An 18,520-nucleotide genomic window follows, 5' to 3' on the forward strand; every position below is an offset into this window, starting at 1 on the left:
CTGCTGACCTTTTCGCGAGCAAGCTCGCTCCTACAAAGGAACCTTGAGCGCTGCCTTCAGGCGCTGGCCGCGAATTTCTCGTAGTAGAAATTCGCCGGCTGCAAGCCCTGCTCACGGATGAACTGGCTGACCGCCTCGACCATTGGCGGCGGGCCGCAGAGGTAGATGTCCACCTCGCCGTCATTCAGGTGCTTCGGCTCGATGTGCTGGGTGACGTAGCCTTTCTGCGGGTAAGCGCTGTCGGGGCTGGCCACGCAGGCGCTGTAGGTGAAGTTGGGGATGCGCGCGGCGAAGACTTCGAGCTTGTCCATTTCCACCAGGTCGTGATCGAGGGTCACGCCGTAGATCAGATGCAGCGGATGCTCGCTGCCCTGCTCGGCGATCTTCTCCAGCATGGCGGTGAATGGCGCGAGGCCGGTGCCGCCCGCCAGCAGCAGCAGCGGACGCTTGATATCGCGCAGGTAGAAGCTGCCCAGCGGACCGGCCAGGGTCAGACTGTCGCCCGCCTTGGCCAGGCCGGTAAGGAAGCTGCTCATCAGCCCGCCTGGCACGTTGCGGATCAGGAAGCTGACTTCGCCATCCCTGGGGAGCGAGCTGAAGGAATAGGCCCGGCTCTGATCGCTGCCCGGCACCTTGAGGTTGACGTACTGCCCCGGCAGGAACGCCAGCTGGTTCAGGGCCTCGCCCTTGACCGACAGCGCGATGGTGCTTTCGGACAGCTGGCGGACACCGCTGATGGCGGCTTCGAAACAGACCTGCTCGGTCTTGCACACCTGCGAGGAGGCCGGTACGCGGATCACGCAATCGCTCTCGGCGCGCATCTGGCAGGTCAGCACGTAACCCTGCTCGGCTTCTTCTTCGCTCAGCGCATCCTCGATGTATTCCTCGCCGAGGTCGTAGCGGCCGGCTTCGGCGAAGCACTTGCAGGCACCGCAGGCGCCGTCACGGCAATCCAGCGGGATGTTGATGCCCTGGCGGTAGGCGGCATCGGCCACGGTTTCGCCGAGGTTGGTTTCGATGAAGCGGGTTACGCCGTCTTCGAAATTCAGTGCGATGTTGTAGGTCATGGCTGCGCCCTCACAGGTGGTACACGTCGATCATCTGGCGGATGTAGTCGTTCTTCAGCACGACCTTCTTGGCCTTGATCAGCGGGTTCTCGCCGCGCACATCCAAGGTGTAGAAGTTGGTGCCGTAGAAGTGATCGACCGTCTTGTAACGGAAACTCATGGTGTGCCAGTTGTAGCGCAGCTTGCAGAAGCCATCGGCCTGCTCGAGCAGCTCGAGATTGCTGATGTTATGGGTGGTGCGGGTGTCCGGAATAGTGGCGCTGGAGCGCTCGGTCTTGATGCGGAACACGCGGTCTTCCAGGCCACTGCGGTTGCCGTACCAGATCAGCGAGATTTCGCTCTGGGGGTCTTCGGTCAGCTGGTCGCGATCATCCCAGGCCGGCATCCAGAAGCTGGCATCCGGCGCATAGAGTTCGAGCCAGGCGTCCCACTCCTTGTCGTCGAGATAGCGTGCTTCGCGGTAGAGAAAATCACGCGCGGCTTCATAGGAAATGGTCATCTATGCGCCCTCCACATGAATCAGCTGATCCTGTTCCGCCTTCACGGCCTTGATCATCTGCTGCTGCCAGTACTGGTGCTGCATGACAAACAGCCCTTCGTCCTCGGAACGGACACCGCTGAGCAAGGGATGCAGATCGATTTCCCTGGCACCTTCGTCGGGGCCGTCGATCCAGTGCTTGGCGCCACGGGACATGTCGTTCCATTCCATGGCGCGGCCCTGGAAGCCGGCCTGGCAGGCGCGGAACTCCTCCAGGTCGTCCGGCGTGGCCATACCGCTGACATTGAAGAAGTCCTCGTACTGGCGGATACGGGCGGCGCGTGCCGCCGCGCTCTCGCCCTTGGGTGCGATGCAGTAGATGGTGACTTCGGTCTCGTCCACCGAGATCGGCCGGGCGATGCGCAGCTGCGAGCCGAACTGGTCCATCAGGTACAGGTTCGGGTAGAGGCAGAGGTTGCGCGAGTTGCCGATCATCCAGTCGGCGCGGGCCTCGCCGACTTCGGCGACCAGCTCGTCTCGGCGGCTGTACAGCGGCCGGTCCTCGGGGTTGTCCCAGCGCGTCCAGAGCAGCAGGTGGCCGTTCTCGAAGGAATAGAAACCACCGCCCTTCTTGCCCCAGCCGCCGGCGCTCATAGTGCGGATTTCCTCGCCGGCCTCGCGCAACTTGCGCTGGTTCTGGGTGGCGGCGTAGTTCCAGTGCACGGCGGTGACGTGGTAGCCGTCCGCACCGTTCTCTGCAGTCAGCTTCCAGTTGCCGCCGAAGACATAGCTGGAAGAGCCGCGCAGCACTTCGATGCCATCTGGCGACTGGTCGACCACCATGTCGATGATCTTGCGCGACTCGCCGAGGAACTCTTCCAATGACGCAACGTCCTCGCGCAGGCTGCCGAACAGAAAGCCGCGATAGGATTCGAAGCGGGCGATCTTCTTCAGGTCATGGGAGCCGTCGCAGTTGAAGCTGTCCGGGTAGCCGGCTTCCTTGGGGTCCTTGACCTTTAGCAGCTTGCCGGAGTTGTTGAAGGTCCAGCCATGGAACGGGCAGGTATAGGTGGCCTTGTTGCCGCTCTTGAAACGGCAGAGCATCGCGCCGCGATGGCTGCAGGCATTGATGAAGGCGTTGAGCTCACCGTCCTTGTTGCGGGCGATGAAGATCGGCTGCCGGCCCATCTGGGTGGTGTAGTAGTCGTTCTTCTCGGGAATCTGGCTTTCGTGGGCGAGGTAAATCCAGTTGCCCTCGAAGATGTGCTTCATCTCCAGTTCGAACAGGCGCTCGTCGGTGAACATCTCGCGCTTGCAGCGGAAGATGCCCTTCTCTTTGTCGTCTTCAACGAGCGAATCAAGGTAATCGAATCCCAGGGACATGGCCGGGGCCTCCATTGTTATTGTTTCTACGTGATGAAGGCTAAGGCGCTGGGAGGGGCATCAATATCCGTTTTCTGCAGGACCTCTATCCGTTTTCTGCAGATGCAAGATGGCCAATTGCCGCAGGTACAGGCGCGACTCGCCTGCCTCCGGCGAGAAGCCGCAGGCTCGATTCATGAGGGAAGGGAAACAGGAAAGGAAGCTGCCGCCAAAGGGTCGACGGCAGCTCGAGGGGACTCAGTGATGGCGGCGCAGGGTGTCCGATGGCAGCTCGCCGAAGGTGCTCTTGTAGCTTTCCGAAAAGCGGCCGAGGTGCATGAAGCCATAATCCATGGCGATCTCGGTGATGTTGCGGACCTTGGCGGAAGGGTCGCTCAGGCGGCCATGGATCTGCTCGAGTTTCCTCTGGCGGATGTAGGACTTCGGCGTGGTACCGACCTTGCGCTCGAACAGCACGTACAGCGAACGCGGGCTCATGTGCGCCAACTCGGCCAGTTGCTCGACGGAGATGTCCTTCTTCAGGTGCTCGTCGATGTAGTCGGTGATGCGCCCAAACGAAGGGCAACTCTCGCTCAGCGTTTCGCGGCGGATGTTGTTGGCCAGGGTGCACAGCAGCTTGCTGGCGATGATGCGGCTGTACTGGTCCTGCAACTGGGGAATGCAGTGCTCGGCCTGCGCTTCCTGGCAGATCAGCCCGAGCAGGCTGTCGATGCCATCGAGTTGCGTCAGCTCGTAACGATGGTCGAAGAAGCGGATGCCCTCCTTCGGCGCCGACCACTGGTTGTCGACGCAGGCCTGTTCGAGGAAGGAGGCCGGCAGCTTGATGATCAGCTTCTCGCAATCATCCGAATAGGTCAGGTCCACCGGATCGTCCGGGTTGATCAGCAACAGCTCACCCGGCACGAAATAATGCTCTTCGCCGCGCCCACGCCACAGGCAATGGCCGCGCTGCAACAGTTGCAGGTGGTAGATGGTTTCCAGCGCAGGCGAGGTGACATGCACGCTGCCGCCATAACTGAGCCGGCAGAGGTCGAGCTTGCCGAACTTGCGGTGGCTGAGGCTGGCCTGGGGATGGCCAGTGCGTGGCAGCTGGATGCAGTGCGTACCCACGTGCTGATTGACGTACTCCGACACGGCACGGGGGTCGGCACGCTCGAAAATCCTGCTTCCTGGATTCAGCAGACTATCCATCACAAGGCACTCTGATAATTGTTATAGAGAGCTGGCGTCATATGCATAACCGACGCCGCTACCTTCGATCGCACAGGCTATGGCTGCTGCCGAGCATAGGAGATACGGCCAGGTTCCTGAAGCGCTCCGTTCGGTTATCGCACGCTTTCGCCTTTACCAGCTGGTGTCCGGCCTGCGCCCTCGCCATGGCTCAAGACCTCATCATTCGAAACGCCAGCGGTCCAGCTGGCGGTTATTTCACGGCGCGGCGCCGCACCAGACGGGCGAAACGGCAGCCATGAAATCGGATAAGTGGTGTGCCTTTTTCAGGCCCGGCCCCTACCCGAAGTCACAACCCGGCATATGCTTTCGTAGCTGAAACTGTCAAACGAACATTGTGTCCAAAAGTATCCAACGCCCCCTGTCAGGGGACACGAGCATTCGAAACAAGGATTCATGGAGCCCCCGGCAGCCAGCCAGTCGCCGCGGGAGCCTGGCGTTCCACCACCGCCACGAAATGGAATGGTGTTACAGGGATAAAGGACGATGCTTTTCAATTCGTTGGTTTTCATCGCCGGTTTTCTTCCGGTGGTTCTGCTGGGGTTCATCCTGCTGGCAGGCAATGGCAAGCAACGGATGGCAGCCATCTGGCTGACACTCGCCTCGCTGGTGTTCTACGGCTGGTGGAATCCCGCCTACGTGCCGTTGCTGATCGGCAGCATACTGTTCAACTACCTCGTCGGCGGCCAGCTGCTGCGGCGACCATCACGCACCGTGCTGGTGCTGGGCGTGGCGGCGAACGTCGCGCTGCTGGGCTATTACAAGTACACGGGTTTCCTGTTCGGGACGCTCGACGAACTGTTCACCATGGGCTGGTCGCTGGAGCCGATCATCCTCCCGCTGGCCATCTCGTTTTTCACTTTTCAGCAGATCGCCTATCTGGTAGATGCCCACGACGGCGAGGTGACCGAGCACGATTTCGTCCACTACTGCCTGTTCATCAGCTTCTTTCCGCAACTGATTGCCGGGCCCATCACCCATCACGGGGAGATGCTCAGGCAGTTCAGGGACGACGCCACTTTTCGTCCGCGCCTGGACAATCTTTCGCTGGGCATCACGGTTTTCCTGCTGGGGCTGTTCAAGAAGGTGATCATCGCCGACCCGCTCGGGGAGAAGGCCTCGCCCATCTTCGCGGTCGCCGCCGACGGCGCCGTGCCGGCGCTGTACGACGCCTGGACCGGCGCGCTGACCTATACGCTGCAGATCTATTTCGACTTTTCCGGCTACAGCGACATGGCCATCGGCCTGGCGCTGATGTTCGGCATCCGCCTGCCGGTGAACTTCAATAGTCCGTTCAAGGCGCACAACGTCATCGACTACTGGTCACGCTGGCACATGACCCTGACGCGCTTTCTCACTGCCTACATCTACAACCCCATCGTCATGCGCATCACCCGGGCGCGCATGGCCGCCGGCAAACCGTTGCCGCGCCGGGGCAGGATGAGCCTGGGGACCTTCGTCGTGCTGGTGGCCTACCCGACGGTGTTCACCATGTTCATTTCCGGGGTCTGGCATGGGGCCGGCTGGCAATTCGTGGTGTTCGGGCTGCTGCATGGCTGCTATCTGGTGGTCGCCCACGGCTTTCGCGCCTGGAAGGCACGCCAGGGCTGGGCGCTCGACAGCACCAACCCCCTTCATCATGCCGCCGCCGTGCTGCTGACCTTTCTCTGCGTCGTGGTCGCGATGGTGTTCTTCCGCGCGGCCGATGTATCCGCCGCCATGGCGATGCTGTACGGCATGGCCGGCCTGAGCCAGCTGAGCACCGATTTCGACAAGTCGGACTTTCTCACCATCGCCATCCTGCTCGGCTTCGTCTGGAGCATGCCCAACATCCAGCAATGGATGGCCCGTTTCCGCACCGCGCTGGACGCGTGCCCACAGGAAGGCTGGCTGCCGCAATGGCTGCCGTTCGCCAGCTGGAGCCCGACACCGGTGATCGGCCTGGCCATCGGCATGCTCGGTTTCTTCGCACTGGCAGTGGCCTTTTCCGTGGCGCCAACCGAGTTCCTGTACTTCCAGTTCTGAACCACAAGGAGTCAATGGCTAATGGATCAGCTTCCCTGGCTTGCGCAACATCCCGACCTCGGCCGTGCAATCACCGAAGCCAAAGGGGAAATCGACCCCCTTTCCCGCTTGGCGACCGCGACCAGGCTCGCGGGCTTTCGTCGCGACTTCACCCTGACCAACCGCCTGGACCGCCTGGCGGCGCCAGCGCTGCGCATGGTCCATGACGGCGACGCCCCTCAAACCGGTCTGCGACCGCTGCGCATGGCCCTGCTCGCTTCGCATAGTGTCGACCATCTGCTGCCAGCCATTCGCGTCGCGGGCCTGCAGCGAGGCCTGGCACTGTCGCTGCAGGTCGCGCCCTATGGCCTGTATCGCCAGGCGCTGCTGGGCGATGATCCCGAGCTTAGCGCCTTCGCGCCGCAAATGGTGGTGCTGGCGCTGGATGCGCATGACGCCCCGCTGCAACTGCCGCTGGAGGCCTCGCAGGAACAGGTCGACGCGGCCGTGGCCGGGCGGGTCGAGGAGCTGCGCCTGCTCTGGCGACGCGCGCGGCAGCGCTTCGCCGCACAGGTGGTGCAGCAGACGCTGGTGCCGGCCGATCCGCCACTCTTCGGCGCCTTCGAAGCCCTGGTGCCCGCCGCGCCCCATACGGTCATCGAGCGCCTGAACGCAGCCATTCGCCAGGCGGCGCGCGAAGACGGCGTCCTGCTGCTGGACCTGGCCTGGCAGGCCGCACAGGGTGGCTATGGCGACGGCCTGGCCGAGCCGGTGCGCTGGCATCAGGCCAAGCAACTGGTCAGCCCCAACCTCGCGCCACTCTACGGCGACCACCTGGCGCGTATCGCCGCGGCCAGCGTCGGGCTGTCACGCAAGTGCCTGGTGCTGGATCTGGACAACACGCTCTGGGGCGGCGTGGTCGGTGACGATGGGCTGGAAGGCATCCAGCTCGGCCAGGGCTCGCCAGGCGGCGAAGCCTTTCTTTCCTTTCAACGCTATGCCGCCCTGATGTCGCGACGCGGCATCATCCTGGCGGTGTGCAGCAAGAACGATCCAGCCGTTGCCGAGGCTGCATTCGGACACACCGAAATGGCGCTCCAGCGCAGCGATATCGCAGCCTTCGTCGCCAACTGGGAGGACAAGGCCAGCAACCTTCGGCGCATCGCACAGATGCTCGGCATCGGCCTGGACAGCCTGGTGTTCGTCGACGACAACCCGGCCGAACGCGAGATCATCCGCCGCGAACTGCCCGAGGTCGCCGTACCGGAACTGCCCGACGACGTTGCCCACTACCCGGCCCGGCTGGCTGCGGCCGGTTATTTCGAAGCGGTTTCCTTCACCACGGACGACGCCACGCGGGGGCGCAACTACGCGCTCAACGCCGCACGCGAGCTCGCGCTGAGCCAGGCCACCGACATGGAGGGCTACCTGCGCAGCCTGACGATGGTGCTGCACGTCATCCCGATCGGCCCGGCCGAACGGGCCCGCTGCACGCAGCTGATCAATAAGACCAACCAGTTCAACCTCACCACCCGGCGCTACAGCGAAGCGGAGGTTGCGCGAATCGCCGACTCGGCCGGTGCGCTGGCCCTGGCGTTTCGCCTGAGGGACAAGTTCGGCGATAACGGCCTGATCAGCGTGGTACTGGCCCGGCCCGATCCGGAACTGAACGATGACGAACTGCTGATCGACAGCTGGTTGATGAGCTGCCGGGTGCTCGGTCGCCAGGTCGAATGCGCCGTGCTGGAAGTACTCGGCCGCGCAGCCAGGCAGGCCGGCTATCGCGCACTCGTTGGCCAGTACCGCCGCACCGAACGCAACGCCATGGTCGCCGAACACTATCCCAACCTGGGTTTCGAGCAGCATCCGCTCGTTCATGACGGCGAGCCGGACGCCAGCTACTGGCGCTACGACCTCGGCAAACCCTTCTCAACCCGCCATTTCATCGAGGTGATCCAGCCATGACGCCAGCCGATATTCTCGACGCCCTGACCCAGCTCTTCCACGACGTGTTCGACGATGACGGCATCGAGCTGACGCCGGAAACGACCGCCAACGATATCGACGGCTGGGACAGCCAGGCCCACGTGACGCTCATCGTCGCCGCCGAACAGCGCTTCGGCATCCGCTTCCGCACCGCGGAGCTGGAATCGCTGCGCAACGTGGGGCACTTCGTTCAGTTGATCGGCGCGAAGCTCGGATCATGATCGACGCATCGAAACTCGCCGAAGAGGACGCCTCGCCCGCGGCATCAGGCGCCACGAGCTCAGCTACCCGCCTGTTCCGTCGATACCTGCTGTCGCTGTCGACGGGCGTGCTCGGGGCGCTGGGACTGTTCTGGCTGGCGCTGTTCTGGCTCGAAAGAACGGAGAACCTGCCGCCGCCTGCCTTCTCCAACAACCTCTGCGTGGACGAGAAGCTCGATTTCCTGCGCAGCAACCCCATCGCTTCGCCGAACCTGCTGGTCATCGGCTCGTCCGTGGCCTGGCGACATGTCGACGGCGATGCGCTGGTTCGCGAGATACCTGACGCCAATCCGCTTAACGGCGCCTTCTGTGGTCTTTTCGCCAACCAGGCGGTGTATGTCGCCAACTGGCTGCTGGACCGCGAGCCGAGTATCCGCCATGTGGTGATGGTCGCTGACCCACAGGACTTCACCGGCTGCTGGCGCGTGCCGGACGCGGTGTTCAGCCGCAGCGACGCGGACGCCTACCTGGCCGAGCAGGCGACGCCCTGGGGCTATTACATGCGCTACTTCTCACCGCGCTCGCTGGTACGCAACGCCTTGACGATCAAGGATCAACGCGCCGGCCGCAGCGAATGGGACCCGCTGGTGTTCAATCGCTACGGCGACGGCCCCCTGGTCACCGACGACAGCCGTCCCCTGCTCTACGGCCAACCCGAAGCACTCGACCGGAACTGTTTCAACTCGCTCGCGACCCTGAGCCAGCGCCTCGAACGGGAAGGACGACGCTTCACCATGGTCGCCACGCCGCTGCATCCGCAGTGGAAGGAGCGATACGATCCGGAGGGCCGCTTCCTCGCCGACTTCGACGACCGCATCCTCGCCAGCCTGGGCAATGGTGGCGCACACTACTGGAACGCAGATAAGGAATGGCCTGCGCCTCTGGGCGCCTTCGTCGACGCCGTGCACCTGCGCTGGTCCGCAGCGCAGCAGTTCTCCGACGCCCTGGCGAGTCGGTTGCGCAACCAGATCGACAAGCCGTTGACATCGGCAGGCACCGAAACCGCGTCCTCCCGATGATCGACTGCAAAATCAATACAACAAAACGGAAAAGTTCCCGAAAAAGGCAGACCGTTCATCGGATACGACCCACGGTCGCTGGTTAGCCGATGAACGGAAATTCAAAAAAATGACGCCACCCATACGTCATCAGAGGCCCGTATGAGCGGCGAACAAGCTCAGCATTAATAGCATTGAGCCATTTAGCGCCGTCATGACTTTTAATTGGCGCCGTACTTACGTCTCTCCTTATTCCTTCCTTAAATCTCCGCTATTAAAGTCTCGCCGCAACCTGGCCATTGGCGCGCTCCGATCGCGCGTCGATACAGCCGCTTCTGCGCGCCCATGGCGTTGCGATTTCCGATCTTCATCGTGGAGAGACGCATGTCTGTCGTCAGGCCTTCCGTTGGCCCCAAGAAACTTCTTCTCGCTATCGCCTCCGTCGCGTTGATGTGCGGCTACGGTACTGGCTTCGCCGCTACCCCAATGGGCAACGCGAACAGCCTCGCCACCGCACCTGCCGGCATCAGCTATGCCGCGCTCATCAACAAGTTCACCAATCACGAATGGGACAACGGCTCCTGGCGCAAATCCGCCGGGGTGTCGGTGCAAGCCACGGCGGAAAACCTCGCCGCCTTCCGCGCCGGAACGCTGGTAAGCACCGTCGACGGTCGACTCCATACCGTGACCTCGGTGAAAACCGTGGGCACCAGCCTCAGCGTATTCATGCAGGGCGCCCCACTCGACGGCGCCGTCATCGGCTATCCGAACAGGCTGAGAGCGGTCGGTTCGGCCCCGGTCGACACCGGTGTCATACCTGTCGTTACTGCCGCATTGATCAACAAGTTCACCAACCACGAATGGGACAACGGCTCCTGGCGCAAAACCGCCGGGGTGTCTGTGCAAGCCACGGCGGAGAACCTCGCCGCCTTCCGCGCCGGAACGCTGGTGCGCACCGCCGATGATCGGCTGCATACCGTGTCGTCGGTGAAAACCGTGGGCGCCAACCTCAGCGTATTCATGCAGGGCGCCCCGCTCGACGGTACCGTCGTCGGCTACCCGAACAGGCTGAGGGCGGTCGGTTCGGCTCCGGTCGAACCGCCGCCAGCCGACGAGAACCCCGGTGCCACGCCCGAGGTCAGCCCGGCCTCGCCTGCCGCACTGATCAACAAGTTCACCAACCACGAATGGGATAACGGCTCCTGGCGCAAGTCCGCTGGCGTGTCTGTGCAGGCCACGGCGGAGAACCTCGCCTCGTTCCAGGTCGGCGCTTCCGTGGTCCTGGCCGATGGACAGGTTCGCACCATCACCGAGGTCAGGAAGGTGGGTTCGAACCTGACCGTGCTGATGGATGGCCCAGTGCTGGATGGCACGCTGGTCGGCTATCCCAACAGGTTGAGCGTCCTCGACCCAGCCGCACAGCAGCCGGCGCTACCGGAAGCCTCCAGGCCGCCGCAGGAGGACGCTCGCGAGCGGATATCGCTGGTTGGCGTGAACCTTTCCGGCGCGGGCTTCGGTTCTTCGGTCCTGCCGGGCAAGCACGGTACCAACTACATCTATCCGTCGGAGTCGTATTACCAGAAATACGCCGGGCAGGGCCTGAACCTGGTGCGCCTGCCGTTCCTCTGGGAACGCATCCAGCCGGCACTGGACAGCGAACTCAACGCGGCCGAACTGGCGCGCCTGGTGCAATCGCTGGATTTCGCCCACAAGCATGGCGTGAAGGTGATTCTGGACCTGCACAACTACTACCGTTACTACGGCAAACTGATCGGCTCTCCCGAGGTGCCCATCGCCTCCTTCGCCGACGTCTGGCGGCGCATCGCCCAGCAGGTCAGCGAGCACCCGGCGGTGAGTGGCTATGGCCTGATGAACGAGCCTTACGGCACCAACGGCCTCTGGCCGGAAGCTGCGATGGCCGCCTCGCAAGCCATTCGCCAGATCGACCCGGAACACTGGATCTACGTGGCGGGCGACCGATATTCCAGCGCCTGGCACTGGCCCAAATACAATGCCCGGCTGGTCGACGATCCCTGGATGCGCGACCCGCGCAATAACCTCGTCTATGAAGCCCACATGTACCTGGACCGCGATACCTCGGGCATGTATTACGACACGACCGAAACCTTCGCGCCGACACTGGGCATCGATCGTGCGCGGCCCTTTGTCGACTGGCTGAAGGAGAACGGCCTGCGCGGTTACATCGGCGAGTTCGGCGTGCCCGCCTATGCCGCCGATGCGATCGATGCCATGGACAACCTTCTGGGCTACCTGCGCGAGAACTGCATCCCGCTGACCTACTGGGCGGCCGGGCCCTGGTGGGGCGACTACGTACTGGCGCTGGACGTGAAAAGCGGCGAGGACCGCCCGCAATTGCCGGTGCTGAAGAAGCATGCGGCAGCTCCCAGCAGTTGCACCTCGATCGGCCCGCTGCAGTAGCGGTTAACATGCAGCGATTTTCGCTACGGAGAATCGCTGCATGAGCTGCATCAGTGAAAGGATCGACCGGCTGCGCACGCGGATTCCCGGCTTCGCCTGCGTTCCGGGCTGTCACGATTGCTGCGGGCCGGTCACCACCTCGTCCACGGAAATGTCGCGGCTGCCGGTCAAAAGCGAAGCCGAGCATGATGCTGCGCTCGCCGACTGGCGCTGCGTCCACCTCGGCCCGGATGGCTGCGAAGTCTACGACCAGCGCCCGCTGATCTGCCGACTGTTCGGGACGACGCCCAGCCTGCCCTGCCCACGCGGGCGCGGGCCGGAAAAGCCAACCGAGCCGCATATCGAACGCCAGGTTCACCAGCTGATCGCCTCGACTCGCCAAGTGCTGGTCTAGGCAAGCACAGATAGCTCACCGACCGCGGCTTCGTTCAGCTCAGGTTCAGCCAGGGTTCAGGTACCGTTCAGCGGCCTCCGGGCAGGATTACAGGGGTAAACATTCCCCCTTCCTGCAAAGGAGTTACACGATGAACAAGCTGCACACCCTGGCCATCGCCACCAGCCTGAGCCTCTTCACCCTCGGTGCGCATGCCGCCGAAAACTTCGTCGGCCTCACCTGGGGCGAGAGCACCGCCAATATCGACCGCTCCTCCACCCTGAAGCAGAACATGGGCAGCGACCGCTTCGACGATGTGATCAAGAACAGCGGCACCTGGGGCATCCGCGCCGGTCAGATGACCGATGAAGGCCGCTACTACGTCACCTACGAAAACGTCTCCGACGACTATGGCAACACCCTCAAGCTCCGCCAGCAGAACCTGATCGGCAGCTACGACATGTTTCTCCCGCTCGGCGACACCACTCGCCTGTTCGGTGGCGCCAGCGCAGGCCTGACCAAGCTGGAGAACGAATCCAGCGGCTACCGTCGCGACAGCGACATCGGCTATCTGGTAGGCCTGCAGGCGGGTATCCTGCAGAACGTCGGTGCCAACGCCTCGATCGAAGCCGGCTATCGTTACCTGCGCAGCAACGCCGGAACCGAAGTGGCCGAGCATGGCGTAGGCAAGATCGGTTCCATCGACCTGCACAGCAGCAAGCAGGCTTATCTCGGTGTGAATTACCACTTCTAACGGGTCGTTGCGACTTGCCCCACCATGGAACAGCGGCCGGGGCGACCCCGGCCGCTTGCACAGGAGCAGACGATGAAAGTGCTGGTGGTGGAAGACGAGGCGCTGCTGCGCCACCACCTACATACCCGGCTGAGCGAAAGCGGCCATGTGGTCGATGCAGTCGCCGACGCGGAAGAAGCGCTGTACCGGACCCGCGAATTCAACCATGACCTGGCGGTGATCGATCTCGGCCTGCCCGGCATCAGCGGGCTGGACCTGATTCGCCAGCTGCGCAGCAATGGCGAGAGTTTCCCCATTCTCATCCTGACCGCCCGCGGCAACTGGCAGGACAAGGTGGAAGGACTCGCCGCCGGCGCCGACGACTATGTGGTCAAGCCGTTTCAGTTCGAGGAGCTGGAAGCCCGCCTCAATGCGCTGCTGCGACGGTCATCCGGCTTCACCCAGGCGAGCATCGAAGCCGGGGCGCTGCGGCTAGACCTGAACCGCAAGCAGGCCACGGTGAACGACGAGCCTCTGGCCCTGACGGCGTTCGAATATCGCATTCTCGAATACCTGATGCGACATCAGCAGCAGGTCGTGGCCAAGGAGCGTCTGATGGAGCAGCTCTACCCCGACGACGAAGAACGCGATGCGAATGTCATCGAGGTGCTGGTCGGACGCCTGCGACGCAAGCTCGAAGCCCAGGGCAATCTCAGGCCCATCGAAACCGTTCGCGGCCTCGGCTACCTGTTCACCGAGCGTTGCCGATGAGCCGTCGCTGGCGCCGCCTGTTGGCGCGGATGCGTTCGGGCCTCAACGGCGGAATGTCGCTGCGCCTGCGTCTGACGCTGGGCGCCGCCGGCCTGGCGATCCTGTTCATGCTGGCGCTGGTACCGGTGCTGCAGGCCGCCTTCAGCCTGGCCTTCGAGCGGGTGATCACGCAGCGCCTGGCGGCCGATGCCAATACCCTGATCACCGCCGCACGCTTCGAAGAAGGCAAGCTGACCATGCCCGAGCGACTCCCCGACGAAGAATTCGACCTGCCCGACGCCCAGCTGCTCGGCTACATCTTCGATGCCGCGGGTCAACGGCTCTGGCAGTCGCGCTCGGCCGAAGACGAAAGCATCGACTACCGCCCGCACTATCACGGCGGCATCACCGAGTTCCGCCGGACGCGCGATACGGATGGCCTGGAGTACTTCGTCTACGACGTCGAACTGGACCTAGGTGGTAGCGAAGGCGAAGGCTCGTTCAGTTTCATCACCATGCAGCCCACCAGCGAATACCGCAGCCTGTACGAAGAATTTCGCCAGCAGCTGTTTCTCTGGCTCGGCGGCGGCTTGCTGGTGCTGCTGGCCCTGCTCTGGCTCGGCCTGACCTGGGGCTTCCGTTCGTTGAAGCGCCTCAGTCGCGAGCTGGACCAGGTCGAGTCGGGCCATCTGGGCCAACTCAGCGAACATCATCCCCACGAGCTGCTGCGCCTGACCCGCTCGCTGAACCGCCTGCTCGATGGCGAACGCCGCCAGCGCGAACACTACCGCAACACCCTGGGCGACCTGGCCCACAGCCTGAAAACGCCACTGACCGTGCTGCAGGGCGTCGGCGACCTGATAGCTGCCGAGCCTCGGAGCCGCGAGCACGCCCATGTCATGCGGGCCCAGATCGAACGGATGAGCCAGCAAATCAGCTATCAGCTGCAGCGCGCTTCCCTCGGCAAGAGCGGGCTCGTACGGCATCGGGTCGCGCTGCGCCCATTGCTCGAAAAGCTGTGCAGCACGCTGGACAAGGTCTATCAGGAAAAACAGGTGCAGGTGCGGATGGAGCTGCCCGCCGATGCCGTCCTGCCCATGGAACAAGGTGCACTGATGGAGCTGCTCGGCAACCTGCTGGAGAACGCCTACCGGCTCTGCCTGCAGCAGGTCCATATCGGCCTCGAACATGAAGACGGGCTGTTGCTGTTGAGCATCGAGGACGATGGTCCCGGCGTGCCCCCGGATCAGCGCACCCGGATCATCCGCCGAGGCGAACGCCTCGACGCTCAGCACCCCGGCCAGGGCATCGGCCTGGCGGTGGTCAAGGACATCCTCGACAGCTATGGCGGCGAGCTGGCGCTGGACGACTCCAGCCTCGGCGGTGCCGCATTCCGGATCCGGTTGCGCGACGAATAAGACGATGGCGACTCGCAACACATAGCTACCCGCTCAACCTCGACAACCCCTAGAATGTGGCCTCGCGCACACACCAGAGAGAAAGGAATGTCACTGGAACGCAACAAGAAGCTGGCTCGCAAACACATAGACCTGACCTGGAACAGGGGGCACATGGCGCTGGCCGAGCAGCTGCACAGCAAGGATTTTCTCTACAAGAGCTCTTTCGTCGGCCGGCCACTTGGCAGTGGCGAGTTTCTGGCCATGGTCGAGCAGATCCGCACTGCCATGCCGGACCTGGAAGTGGTGATCGAGGAATGCCTGGCCGAAGCCGACAAGGTGGTGACCTGGAGCACCCTCATCGGCACCATCCAGAAGCCCGCGCTGGGCTATTCCCCCAGCGACAAGGTGCTGAGCATATCGGCAATGGCGTTCTGGACCCTCACGCCGACCGGCCAGATACGCGAGATATGCACCATGTTCGATATGGAAAGCTTTCGCGCTCAGCTCGGCCTGGACACCCGCCCCTACGCAGAAAAGGCCCTGCCATAGGGTCTGTTCCCGTTTCGCTCGCGGCCGCGACGGAGCCTGTTTTTGCGCGAGGCAAGGCGCGAGCCGTGAAGTCTGGTGGACCCATACGAGCGGCGAGCAACGCAGTATCGCGCAAGAACAGGCCCGTCCCTTCGGGTTGCGCGGCTTGCGTCGAAACGGGAACAAACCCTAGAGCCCCGTCTCTGCTAAGAAACGGGACCAGGCAGACCTCATCGCGGCGGATCAGCTTGCAGCCGGCAGGATCCGACCGCGGCATTCACCGAATCCTATGGGTGGATAGCCCTCTCGCCGGCAGCGCGCCTTGAGAATGATTTCGTCGCCATCTTCCAGGAAGGTGCGGGTCTCGCCACCGGGCAGCTCCAGCGCCCGCTTGCCCCCCTGGGTGATCTCCAGAAGGCTGCCGCAACTGTCGTCACGCTCGCCCGACAGCGTGCCCGAGCCGAACAGGTCGCCCGGCTGCAGGCTGCAGCCGTTGACGCTGTGGTGCGCCACCATCTGCGCCACGGTCCAGTACATGTTGCGGGTACTGCTGAGGGTAATCCGCTGCGCCGGCAGGCCTTTGTCGCGCATGGCCTGGGTCAGCAGCAACACCTCCAGCTCGATATCCAGCGCACCCTGCTGCTGGTCCTTCTCGTCGTAGAGATAAGGCAGCGGCTGCGGGTCACCCTCGGGCCGCGCCGGCTGGGCGCAACGGAAGGGCTCCAGTGCTTCGGGCATCACGACCCAGGGCGAGACGCTGGTGGCGAAGCTCTTGGACAGGAATGGCCCCAGCGGCTGGTACTCCCAGGCCTGAAGGTCGCGCGCCGACCAGTCGTTGAGCAGGCAGAAGCCCGCCACATGGCCGCCCGCCTCGCCGATCGGAATCGACTCGCCGCGGGCGTTGCCCTGGCCGATCCAGATACCCAGTTCCAGCTCGTAGTCGAGCCGCTTGCTCGGACCGAAGCTCGGCTCGCTGGCGCCCGCCGGCAGAGTCTGACCGTTGGGGCGCCTCACCGTTGCACCGGACACATCGACGGTCGAAGCGCGACCGTGATAGCCGATGGGAACGTACTTGTAGTTCGGCAGCAGCGGATTGTCCGGGCGGAACAGCTTGCCGACGTTGTTGGCGTGATGGATGCCGACATAGAAGTCGGTGTAGTCGCCCACCCTGGCCGGCAGATGCATCCGACAGCGATCCATCGGCTGCAGCAACGACTCGCCCATGCGCTGCAGCTGCTCGCGCCGCTCGCCGTTTTCCGCCAGCAGGTTCTGCAATGCCTGGCGCAGCGCCTGGCGCGCCGGTGCGCCCAGGTCGAAGAAGGCGTTGAGGCTGCTGGCGCTGGCGGCCTTCGCCGCCTCGGCGGCCTGCCCTTCGAACAGCCCTGCCTCGCAGGCAACGCTCAGGTCGAAGATGCAGTCGCCCACCGCGACACCGCCGCGCGGCTGCCCACCGTCGCGACTGAAGATGCCCAGCGGCAGGTTGGCGAGGGAAAACTCCGAATGGCCGTTGGCCGACTCGACCCAACTGCGCAGCTCTGTTCGTGCCGTCATGGTTTGTACGGTCATGTCATTTCTCGTTCTTGTCGAAGGTCTTGGTCAGGCCGGCCCAGCAGCTGTCGTAGTCATCCTGCAGCTGCGGGCTTTCCAGTGCCTGGCGCGTCGGGCGAAGCACCTGGCCGGTTTCGAACATGAAGGCCATGGTGTTCTCGATCTTGTGCGGTTTGAGTTCAGCGCTGGTCGCCTGTTCGGTCGAGACATGATCGGGCCCATGAGCGCTCATGCAGCTGTGCAGCGAGGCACCACCGGGCGAGAAGCCGTCGGCCTTGGCATCGTAGGCGCCGGCGATCAGGCCCATGAACTCGTTCATCAGGTTGCGATGGAACCACGGCGGACGGAAGGTGTTTTCCGCCACCATCCAGCGCGGCGGAAAGATCACGAAGTCGATGTTGGCCATGCCATGGATGGCGCTGGGCGAGGTCAGCACGGTGAAGATCGAGGGGTCCGGATGATCGAAGCTGACCGTGCCGATGGTGTTGAAGCGACGCAGGTCGTACTTGTAGGGCACGTTGTTGCCATGCCAGGCGACCACGTCCAGCGGTGAGTGATCGAGTTCGGTCGACCAGAGCTCGCCGAGGAACTTCTGCACCAGCTGCACCGGCTCGTCACGCTCTTCGAAATGCGCGACCGGCGCGAGAAAGTCGCGCGGATTGGCCAGGCCATTGCTGCCGATCGGGCCCAGATCAGGCAGGCGCAAGGCGCAGCCGTGGTTCTCGCACAGATAGCCACTGGCGCCGGCATCGAGCAGCTCGACGCGAAACTTCATGCCGCGCGGAATCACGGCGATTTCCAGCGGCGCGACTTCCAGCACGCCCAGTTCGGTCATCAGCTTCAGCCCGCCCTGCTGCGGAACGATCAGCAGCTCGCCGTCGGCATCGAAGAACACCCGCTCCATCGACTGGTTCGCCGCGTAGCGATAGATGCTCGCACCCGCCGGCTGGCTCGGCTCGCCATTGGCGGCAATGCACATCAGGCCGTCGATGAAATCCGTCGCGGCCTGCGGAGCCGGTGCCGGGTTCCAGCGCAGACGATTGGGCGTGACCGCACCCAAGGCACTGTCCAGCTGTCGCTCCAGCCGCTGGTATTTGCGGTGTTTGGCCGACGGACGAATGCGGTACAGCCAGGTCCTTCGCGCTTCGCTGCGCGGCACGGTGAAGGCCGTGCCGGACAGCAGTTCGGTATAGAGCCCGTACGGCACCTTCTGAGGTGAGTTCTGGCCCACCGGCAAGGCACCGGGCAGGGCTTCGCTGCTGAACTGGTTGCCAAACCCGGACAGGTACTCGAGGTTTCTTGCGGATTGTTGTTGTGGTTGCATGGCCGCCTCACGTTTAGCG

The 18,520-nt window shown here is 63.4% G+C and carries 16 protein-coding genes; 10 read left to right on the forward strand and 6 right to left on the reverse strand.

The window, feature by feature from the left end:
* Positions 1-56: 56 nt before the first annotated feature.
* The 4 genes from benC to EA795_RS17480 form a co-directional block, all read right to left on the reverse strand.
* Positions 57-1,067 (reverse strand): benzoate 1,2-dioxygenase electron transfer component BenC, encoded by a 1,011-nt coding sequence (gene benC / locus EA795_RS17465; protein WP_122078669.1) that lies wholly within the window; start codon positions 1,065-1,067, stop codon positions 57-59.
* 10 nt (positions 1,068-1,077) lie between these two features.
* Positions 1,078-1,566, reverse strand: a complete 489-nt coding sequence (gene benB / locus EA795_RS17470; RefSeq protein WP_122078671.1) for a benzoate 1,2-dioxygenase small subunit — start codon at positions 1,564-1,566, stop codon at positions 1,078-1,080.
* On the reverse strand, positions 1,567-2,928 hold the full coding sequence (gene benA, locus EA795_RS17475) for a benzoate 1,2-dioxygenase large subunit (RefSeq protein ID WP_122078673.1): 1,362 nt from the start codon (positions 2,926-2,928) through the stop codon (positions 1,567-1,569). It abuts the gene before it with no gap.
* A gap of 237 nt (positions 2,929-3,165) precedes the next feature.
* Positions 3,166-4,119 carry a helix-turn-helix transcriptional regulator gene (locus EA795_RS17480; RefSeq protein ID WP_058074562.1) on the reverse strand — a complete coding sequence of 318 codons (954 nt, stop codon included), beginning with the start codon at positions 4,117-4,119 and terminating at the stop codon, positions 3,166-3,168.
* 525 nt (positions 4,120-4,644) lie between these two features.
* On the opposite strand from EA795_RS17480, the gene EA795_RS17485 reads away from it, so the two are divergent.
* From EA795_RS17485 to EA795_RS17530, 10 genes are all read left to right on the forward strand, one after another.
* A complete protein-coding gene (locus EA795_RS17485; protein ID WP_014852646.1) occupies positions 4,645-6,183 on the forward strand; it encodes an MBOAT family O-acyltransferase in 1,539 nt (512 codons plus the stop codon).
* 21 nt (positions 6,184-6,204) lie between these two features.
* Positions 6,205-8,127 carry an HAD-IIIC family phosphatase gene (locus EA795_RS17490; RefSeq protein WP_122078675.1) on the forward strand — a complete coding sequence of 641 codons (1,923 nt, stop codon included), beginning with the start codon at positions 6,205-6,207 and terminating at the stop codon, positions 8,125-8,127.
* On the forward strand, positions 8,124-8,369 hold the full coding sequence (locus EA795_RS17495; RefSeq protein WP_014852644.1) for an acyl carrier protein: 246 nt from the start codon (positions 8,124-8,126) through the stop codon (positions 8,367-8,369). Before EA795_RS17490 ends, EA795_RS17495 begins: the two co-directional genes overlap by 4 nt.
* Complete coding sequence (locus EA795_RS17500) at positions 8,366-9,427, forward strand: hypothetical protein (protein ID WP_122078677.1); 1,062 nt, start codon at positions 8,366-8,368, stop codon at positions 9,425-9,427. Before EA795_RS17495 ends, EA795_RS17500 begins: the two co-directional genes overlap by 4 nt.
* A gap of 429 nt (positions 9,428-9,856) precedes the next feature.
* Entirely contained in the window at positions 9,857-11,845 is a 1,989-nt protein-coding gene (locus EA795_RS17505) for a glycoside hydrolase family 5 protein (RefSeq protein WP_122078679.1), read from the forward strand.
* Positions 11,846-11,885: 40 nt separating this feature from the next.
* Positions 11,886-12,239, forward strand: coding sequence for a YkgJ family cysteine cluster protein (locus EA795_RS17510; protein ID WP_014852641.1), 354 nt, complete (start codon positions 11,886-11,888; stop codon positions 12,237-12,239).
* A gap of 130 nt (positions 12,240-12,369) precedes the next feature.
* The gene (locus EA795_RS17515) at positions 12,370-12,972 is read left to right on the forward strand and encodes an outer membrane beta-barrel protein (protein ID WP_115027794.1); all 603 of its coding nucleotides are present in this window, start codon (positions 12,370-12,372) and stop codon (positions 12,970-12,972) included.
* A gap of 72 nt (positions 12,973-13,044) precedes the next feature.
* On the forward strand, positions 13,045-13,722 hold the full coding sequence (locus tag EA795_RS17520) for a response regulator (protein ID WP_122078681.1): 678 nt from the start codon (positions 13,045-13,047) through the stop codon (positions 13,720-13,722).
* On the forward strand, positions 13,719-15,119 hold the full coding sequence (locus tag EA795_RS17525) for an ATP-binding protein (protein WP_115027796.1): 1,401 nt from the start codon (positions 13,719-13,721) through the stop codon (positions 15,117-15,119). Before EA795_RS17520 ends, EA795_RS17525 begins: the two co-directional genes overlap by 4 nt.
* Before the next feature lie 87 nt (positions 15,120-15,206).
* Entirely contained in the window at positions 15,207-15,650 is a 444-nt protein-coding gene (locus EA795_RS17530; RefSeq protein WP_115027797.1) for a ketosteroid isomerase-related protein, read from the forward strand.
* 222 nt (positions 15,651-15,872) lie between these two features.
* Here EA795_RS17530 and fahA read toward each other — a convergent pair whose 3' ends face one another.
* Positions 15,873-17,180 (reverse strand): fumarylacetoacetase, encoded by a 1,308-nt coding sequence (gene fahA, locus EA795_RS17535; RefSeq protein WP_115028549.1) that lies wholly within the window; start codon positions 17,178-17,180, stop codon positions 15,873-15,875.
* Positions 17,181-17,196: 16 nt separating this feature from the next.
* Entirely contained in the window at positions 17,197-18,501 is a 1,305-nt protein-coding gene (hmgA, locus tag EA795_RS17540; protein ID WP_115027798.1) for a homogentisate 1,2-dioxygenase, read from the reverse strand.
* Positions 18,502-18,520: the final 19 nt, after the last annotated feature.

The organism is Stutzerimonas nitrititolerans (assembly GCF_003696285.1).
Classification (GTDB): Bacteria; Pseudomonadota; Gammaproteobacteria; order Pseudomonadales; family Pseudomonadaceae; genus Stutzerimonas; species Stutzerimonas nitrititolerans.